Annotated in this window: 6 protein-coding genes and 1 pseudogene; 5 read left to right on the forward strand and 2 right to left on the reverse strand. The window is 31.1% G+C overall.

The annotated features are described in order from the left end of the window. Both HMPREF1552_RS12395 and HMPREF1552_RS00295 read left to right on the forward strand, forming a co-directional pair. Positions 1-269, forward strand: a pseudogene (locus HMPREF1552_RS12395) (hypothetical protein); the annotation flags it as partial. A gap of 4 nt (positions 270-273) precedes the next feature. Continuing rightward, a complete protein-coding gene (locus HMPREF1552_RS00295) occupies positions 274-567 on the forward strand; it encodes an AraC family transcriptional regulator (protein WP_021743020.1) in 294 nt (97 codons plus the stop codon). An 80-nt stretch (positions 568-647) separates the two neighbouring features. On the opposite strand, the gene HMPREF1552_RS00300 is transcribed toward HMPREF1552_RS00295, so the two are convergent. Further along, positions 648-971 carry a hypothetical protein gene (locus tag HMPREF1552_RS00300; RefSeq protein ID WP_021743021.1) on the reverse strand — a complete coding sequence of 108 codons (324 nt, stop codon included), beginning with the start codon at positions 969-971 and terminating at the stop codon, positions 648-650. 43 nt (positions 972-1,014) lie between these two features. Then, positions 1,015-2,151 (reverse strand): NADH-dependent flavin oxidoreductase, encoded by a 1,137-nt coding sequence (locus tag HMPREF1552_RS00305; protein WP_021743022.1) that lies wholly within the window; start codon positions 2,149-2,151, stop codon positions 1,015-1,017. A gap of 350 nt (positions 2,152-2,501) precedes the next feature. On the opposite strand from HMPREF1552_RS00305, the gene HMPREF1552_RS00310 reads away from it, so the two are divergent. From HMPREF1552_RS00310 to HMPREF1552_RS00320, 3 genes are all read left to right on the forward strand, one after another. Continuing rightward, entirely contained in the window at positions 2,502-3,218 is a 717-nt protein-coding gene (locus tag HMPREF1552_RS00310) for a YjjG family noncanonical pyrimidine nucleotidase (RefSeq protein WP_021743023.1), read from the forward strand. A 121-nt stretch (positions 3,219-3,339) separates the two neighbouring features. Then, on the forward strand, positions 3,340-5,655 hold the full coding sequence (locus HMPREF1552_RS00315) for a patatin-like phospholipase family protein (protein WP_021743024.1): 2,316 nt from the start codon (positions 3,340-3,342) through the stop codon (positions 5,653-5,655). A 109-nt stretch (positions 5,656-5,764) separates the two neighbouring features. Next, a complete protein-coding gene (locus tag HMPREF1552_RS00320) occupies positions 5,765-6,130 on the forward strand; it encodes a Rid family detoxifying hydrolase (protein WP_021743025.1) in 366 nt (121 codons plus the stop codon). Positions 6,131-6,328 lie beyond the last annotated feature (198 nt).

Consider the following 6,328-nt stretch of genomic DNA (forward strand, 5'->3'; position numbering starts at 1 on the left):
TTTATGGGATAATAGTTCTGGCTGTTACATTTTGTAATATAATTTCTGGGCATTTGATAGGAAAAGCAAATAGAAATGATGAGAAATCACAGGAATCATTAAAAATAAGGATGAGATGGCTAAGTATTGATATAATTATAAAAATTATGGGGTTAATAATATCGTGCACCTTTTATCCGCCTGCAATGATGATAAGTGTTTATATTACTTTACTTGGAATTGTATTTCCCGCACAATATAAGGCGGCAAAAAGAAGAAGGGAAAAATAGAAATATGAAATTTTTTCAGCTTATTCCTAGTGGACAGTTTGGCTTAGAAAATGTAGCAGAAGAGTTTGGGATAAGTGGAAGGGCTCTTCAAAGAAATCTGTCAGCAGAAAATACCAGTTTTAATCAGATGGTAAAAGATATTCAAAAAATGATGACCTTCAACTATTTAGAAGCAAAGGAACTTTCAATAGATGAAATAGCCTATCTGGTTGGATATACTGAAACTTCTTCCTTTTATCGGGCATTTAAAAAATGGACAGGGAAAACAGTATCGCAGTATCAAAAAGAAAAAGAATAAATATAAAATACGCCATAAATTTGGCGTATTTTTTTTGCAAAATTATAAATTGTATTGATTTTTTTCAAAAAGATTATGCTCTAATTTTTATCAATCCATTCTAGTTCAAATTCATAATCGTATAGCTCCATTTGTAAATCTGCTGCTTGATCACACAGATCTTTAAAATAAGGACTTTCTACTTCTAATTTTTCATCATACATTTCTTTTTCGATTTCATGGATTTCTTTTTTTAATTTTCGTATTTTCTCTTTTAATTGGTGTTTCTTTATCTGTTTTTCTTTTTCCTGCTCTTTTTCATCTAGATCTTCAAGTTTTTTATTTAATTTTGAAATATTAGCATTTTTTTTATTAATATTCCCAAAGAGAATATATAAAATTATGATTATAGCTATTAAAATCATGGCTGCTCCTAATAAAATAGCATTTTTTATTTCAGTTCACTTATTATAAATAATTTTTACCTAAAACTGTATTGTTATTTTTTATTGGGGGAAGCAAAGGGCTTTTTTCTTTTGCACGTTCCCATAAAAATTCACCTAAATCGTATTTATCTTCTCTTTCCAGATCCAGTTCAGTTTCAATTTCATTTTCTCTTTTTTCAAGTATAAGAGTTCCTATATTATGATTTAAAATGACAGTTTTTCCTAAAGCGGCAAATTCTGCCCATCCTTTATCAAGAGCTTTAGCTATCTGTTCTCCTGTGTATAGATTACCCACTCCAATTAATGGAAGCTTTCCGTTTATTCTATCATGAATCTGCTGTATTGCAGTTTTTTTAGTATCTCCTCCACTATAAGCATTTATATAAAAATCTGGAAGTGAAACGTGTAGATATTGTAGTGGTTTTTTTACAAGTTCATCAATCAATGCGAAAGTTTCAACCATTGTCAAACCATTTTCTCCTGGCTCTTCAGGTGAAAAACGGTATCCTATGATGAATTTGTCAGCGTTATGTTTATTTTTAACTTTATTTACTTCATCTATAACAGCTAAAGGAAATCTCATTCTTTTTTCAATATTTCCTCCCCATTCGTCAGTTCTTCTGTTAGTTATTCCTGAATAAAACTGCTGGATAAGATATCTGTTTGCACCATGAATTTCTACTCCGTCAAATCCAGCCTGAATAGCTAAATCAGCAGCATTTCCAAACGCCTGTATAAGTTTATCTATTTCATCAGTAGTTATTTCTCTTGCTTTTGTTTCGCTATCATAGCTAGGAGCAATTATATCATTTTTATTTACATTTGGAAGGGCAAGTCTTCCGCCGTGATGTATTTGTAAAATTGCCTTTGTACCTTGATTACGTAGAATTTCTGCTACTTTTCTTAAAGATGGCAAATGTGTTTCATTGATAGCTTCGGGCTGTCTTGTGAAAGCTTTTCCACCATCAGCAACTAGAGTAGCTTCTACTATGAACATTCCTATATTTTCTCCACGTTTACTCATAAATTTAAGGTCTTCTTCTGAGAAAGTTCCGTCTTCATTGGCAACAAATAGAATCATAGGGGTCACTACAAGTCTATTTTTAATCTCTACTCCATTATTTAATGTATATTTTTCAAAAATTTTATTTGAATTCATTATGTCACTCTCCTATTTTAAGTTATATATAATCTTATCATATTTGTATATCTAAGTAAAGGAGAAAATAATTTGGGATATAGTAAGAATTTTTTTAAAAAAAAGTTTTAATTAAGAGCAAATTTTTAAAGTAGTTATTTCTATTTTTTATGCTTCGCTTTATTAATTTTAAATGTTGCCCTTTTTTTCTTTTTGTTGTATACTTTATAAATCATATTAGTTTTTTAATTTGATTTTTTGAAGTTAATTAATTGTATTTTGAAATTTTTAATTATTTATCACAAATAAAAAAATAACAAATTTTCTAAAATTTAAATAGTTTGAGAAAATTCTAAATAAAGGAGCGAAAAATGAACTACAAACTTGTATTAATAGACTTGGATGATACACTTTTTGATTATCCTAAAACAGAAGAAGCGGCATTTAGGAACACTTTCAAAGAATTGGGATTTTTTGTGGAAAGTGAATTAGGTAATGCGAAAAAAAAAGAAATTTATGAAAAGATAAAAGATAGATATAAAGATGTGAATTTGCAGTTGTGGAAGGATTTGGAAAAAGGGGCTGTGGATAAGGATAGATTAAAGGTTGTAAGATTTGAAAAAATAATTGAGGAGTTTGACTTGAAATATGATCCGCATGAAATGAGCGAACTTTACTTGAAAAAACTGGGAGAAGGGATTTTTCCATTTGAAGCAACTGAAAAACTATGTGAATATTTACATTCAAAATGCAAAGTTGGAATTGTAACTAATGGAATAAAGGAAGTACAGCATTCACGAATAGAAAATTCAACAATTGCAAAATACATTGATAAAATTATCATTTCTGATGAAGTTGGTGTAAATAAGCCTGATAAACGAATATTTGAATATGCAATGAATTATTTTGAAATAATGGATAAATCTGAAGTTATAATGATAGGTGATTCATTAGGAGCCGATATAAAAGGTGGACAAAACACTGGAATTGATACTTGCTGGGTAAATTTACGAAATAATGTAAATGATACTGGGATAGTTCCAAAGTATGAAGTGAGAAAGTTGGAAGAGCTGTTTGAAATATTATAAATTTATAAGAAAAATAAAAATTTTTTGTAGTAAAATGACTAGAGGGTCAGTTTTTTGGAAGCAAAAAAATTAATTTTAATGATAAATTTGAAAAAATTTTGTAAAAAGGAGGATGAGATAAATGACTGAAAAAAGAAAAAATTTTTTGTTTTTAATTATTTTTCTTTTGGTAAATAGTTTTGGGATTTCTGAAAATTTAAAAGATGAAAATTATTTTGTGCTAAAAAAAGATGAACAAAATTTGCAGGAAAGCAAAAAAGACAGTAAAAAGGAAGTTTTGGAAAATGAGCCTAAAATAGAATCGGATAGGGATATTTTAAATAAAGAAAAAAAATTAGAAAATAAAAAAGAGATAACTTCTCAGGAGAATAAGAGAATTGGGCTGGTGCTTAGTGGGGGAACAGCGAAAGGGCTTGCTCATATTGGGATATTGAAGGTACTGGATGAAGAAAAGGTGCCAGTGGAATATGCGACTGGAACGAGTATGGGAAGCATTATTGCGGGAATGTATAGTGTGGGATATACGCCGCAGGAAATAGAAGAAATAGCGATTAGTATGGATTGGATGGGGCTTTTTAGCGATAAAATCGAGAGAAAGGACAAGGGGGCTATAAGAAATTCAATTGAAGATAGAAATAGTACGGTAATTCCAATGAAAAATTTTATGCCAAAATTACCTAGTGGAGTAGTTGGAGGAAAAACTGCGAGTCAAAGGCTGAATGAAATTTTTTATGGAGCAATTGGAATACAGGATTTTAGGAAGTTTCCAAGAAAGTTTGCGGCAGTTGCTACTGATTTGGAATCTGGAGAAGGTGTTATGATTGATAAAGGCTCGATTGCAACGGCGATTAGAGAAAGTTTGTCATTGCCATCAATTTTTGCACCAATTCGGGCTGGAAAAAGGCTTTATATTGATGGGGGAGTTACACGGAATTTACCTGTGCAGGATGTGAAGGTGCTTGGGGCGGATTATACAATTGGAGTGAATGTAGGAGACGGATTTACAAAAAGAGACGAGTCTAAAATAAACTTGATTGATGTAATTACAGATTCGACAACAATTGCTGGAAGACAGGAAGTGGAACGGCAAATTCGTATGCTTGACTTGTATATGAAGCCAGATTTGGAAAAATTTGAGTCTTATGATTTTTCAAAGGTAAAAGAACTTATTGCGGCTGGAGAGAAAATTGCAAGAGAAAATATAGATGAAATTAGAAAATTATCAAATCCTGAACTTTTTGAAAAATTGGAAGAAAAACGGAAAGAGTTTAGACGGACTTGGAAGGATGAGTATAATATTTCTGGAGTTGTAATAGAAGGTAACAAAAAATATAAAAAAGAATATTTTGATAAATTTTTGCCTAAAAAACTTGGTGTTTTAAGCAGGCTGGATATGGAAAAAATTGTTAATAATATTTATCAGAATGGTGATTTTACAACGGTTTATTACGAAGTGAAGGACAATGATCTAATAATAAATGTTCAAGAAAAACCAAGTGACTATTTGACACTTTCGGGAAATATAAATAACGAGGACTTGGCAACAGTAAATGTTGGTTTTCAGGGAAGTAAAATTATAAATAATACAAATGTCAGATATTCAGTAACTGGAACGGTTGCAAATGAATATGGGGCAAGAGGTAAGGCAACTATGGAACTTGGAAAAGATTCGAAAGCCTTGATTTACAGCGAATTTGAATATAAACGTGATATTATAAAAAATCAGAAATACAATAACGGATATTTCAACTTTGAAAACAGAAAATTCAAAATCGGAGCAGGAATTGGATTTGAAATGTATAAAAATCTGTTATTCTCAATTGGTGGAGGCTATCAGATTTCAGATGTGACAAAACATCAGAATAATTCTGAAAATGTAAGAAAAGCCTTTCCATATTATGAAGCTAAGCTAAATTATGATACAAGAGACAGCCTTAATTTTGCAACAAAAGGTACTTACTTTTTCTCAAATTATACTTTAGCAAATTCAAAAGAGGCTAAATTTAACTCATTAAATGCAGGTGGAGAAATTAATATACCGATTGGCGAAAAAATAACAATTACTCCAAGGGTATCGTATTTGACAACAGATGGAAGCAATATTCCAGAAACTTACAGACCAAAAATGGGAGGAATCCGAACAGCTGACAATTCATTGGAATTTGCTGGAATGCCAGCAGATAAAATTCGTGGGAACAGTATTTTTATTGGAAGCCTAAAAGCTCAATATAATTTGTCAAAACTTGTATATTTAGATACAACTTACTCAAGGGCAAACATTTCTCAAAAAGCCTACAGCTTCGGACATGAAGAAAAGGAAAGCTATAAATTTGGGCTTGGAGTGAAAGCCTTGTCAATTCCACTTTACTTTGGATTTGCAAAAGTTCCGGGAGAAAGCTGGAGGTATATTATAAACTTTGGATATTCGCCAGAATAATAATTTTGGGAATAGTAAGCAAAACGAAAGAAAAATCTTTTTGATATTGAAAAAATATGATAGAATAAAATTGTAAAATTTAAAAAATACGAAAAATTAGGAGGAAGAAATGAAAAAAATACCAGAAGCAGTTGGACCATATTCAGCCTTTAGAAAAGCAGGTGACTTTTTGTATATCTCAGGACAAATTGCAATAAATCCTGAAAATCAGCAAATTGAAGCTGTTACAGTAGAAGAGCAGGCAAGACAAGTTCTTGAAAACTTGAAGGCAATCTTAGAAAACAACGGATTAACAACAAAAAACGTTATAAAAACAACTGTATTATTAGACAACATCAATGACTTCGGAGCAGTAAACAGCATTTATGCAGAATACTTTACTGAACCATATCCAGCAAGATCAGCCTTTGCAGTAGATAAATTACCAAAAGGAGTTTTGGTGGAAATTGAAGCGATAGCTTATTTTGGAGAATAATTTTTAAATGAAACAGATGACTTTGGGGAAACTTGAAGTTATCTTTTTTATTTTCGTAGGATTGCTCATTGCCGCCTTTTTATTTTCGTAGGATTGCTCATTGCCGCAAAACCTACAACCATGGCTAGACTCCGTCTTTTATTTGTCCATCTCCGAAACTCCTCCTTGCAGTCGTCAAACAGTCGTAGCTGAACAAAT

It is taken from the genome of Leptotrichia sp. oral taxon 879 str. F0557, from assembly GCF_000469385.1.
Taxonomy (GTDB): Bacteria; Fusobacteriota; Fusobacteriia; order Fusobacteriales; family Leptotrichiaceae; genus Leptotrichia; species Leptotrichia mesophila.

Excerpts from the sequence above, each read along its gene's own strand:
- HMPREF1552_RS00295 (WP_021743020.1), top strand. The coding sequence starts at position 274 with ATGAAATTTTTTCAGCTTATTCCTAGTGGACAGTTTGGCTTAGAAAAT.
- HMPREF1552_RS00300 (WP_021743021.1), bottom strand. The coding sequence starts at position 971 with ATGATTTTAATAGCTATAATCATAATTTTATATATTCTCTTTGGGAAT.
- HMPREF1552_RS00305 (WP_021743022.1), bottom strand. The coding sequence starts at position 2,151 with ATGAATTCAAATAAAATTTTTGAAAAATATACATTAAATAATGGAGTA.
- HMPREF1552_RS00310 (WP_021743023.1), top strand. The coding sequence starts at position 2,502 with ATGAACTACAAACTTGTATTAATAGACTTGGATGATACACTTTTTGAT.
- HMPREF1552_RS00315 (WP_021743024.1), top strand. The coding sequence starts at position 3,340 with ATGACTGAAAAAAGAAAAAATTTTTTGTTTTTAATTATTTTTCTTTTG.
- HMPREF1552_RS00320 (WP_021743025.1), top strand. The coding sequence starts at position 5,765 with ATGAAAAAAATACCAGAAGCAGTTGGACCATATTCAGCCTTTAGAAAA.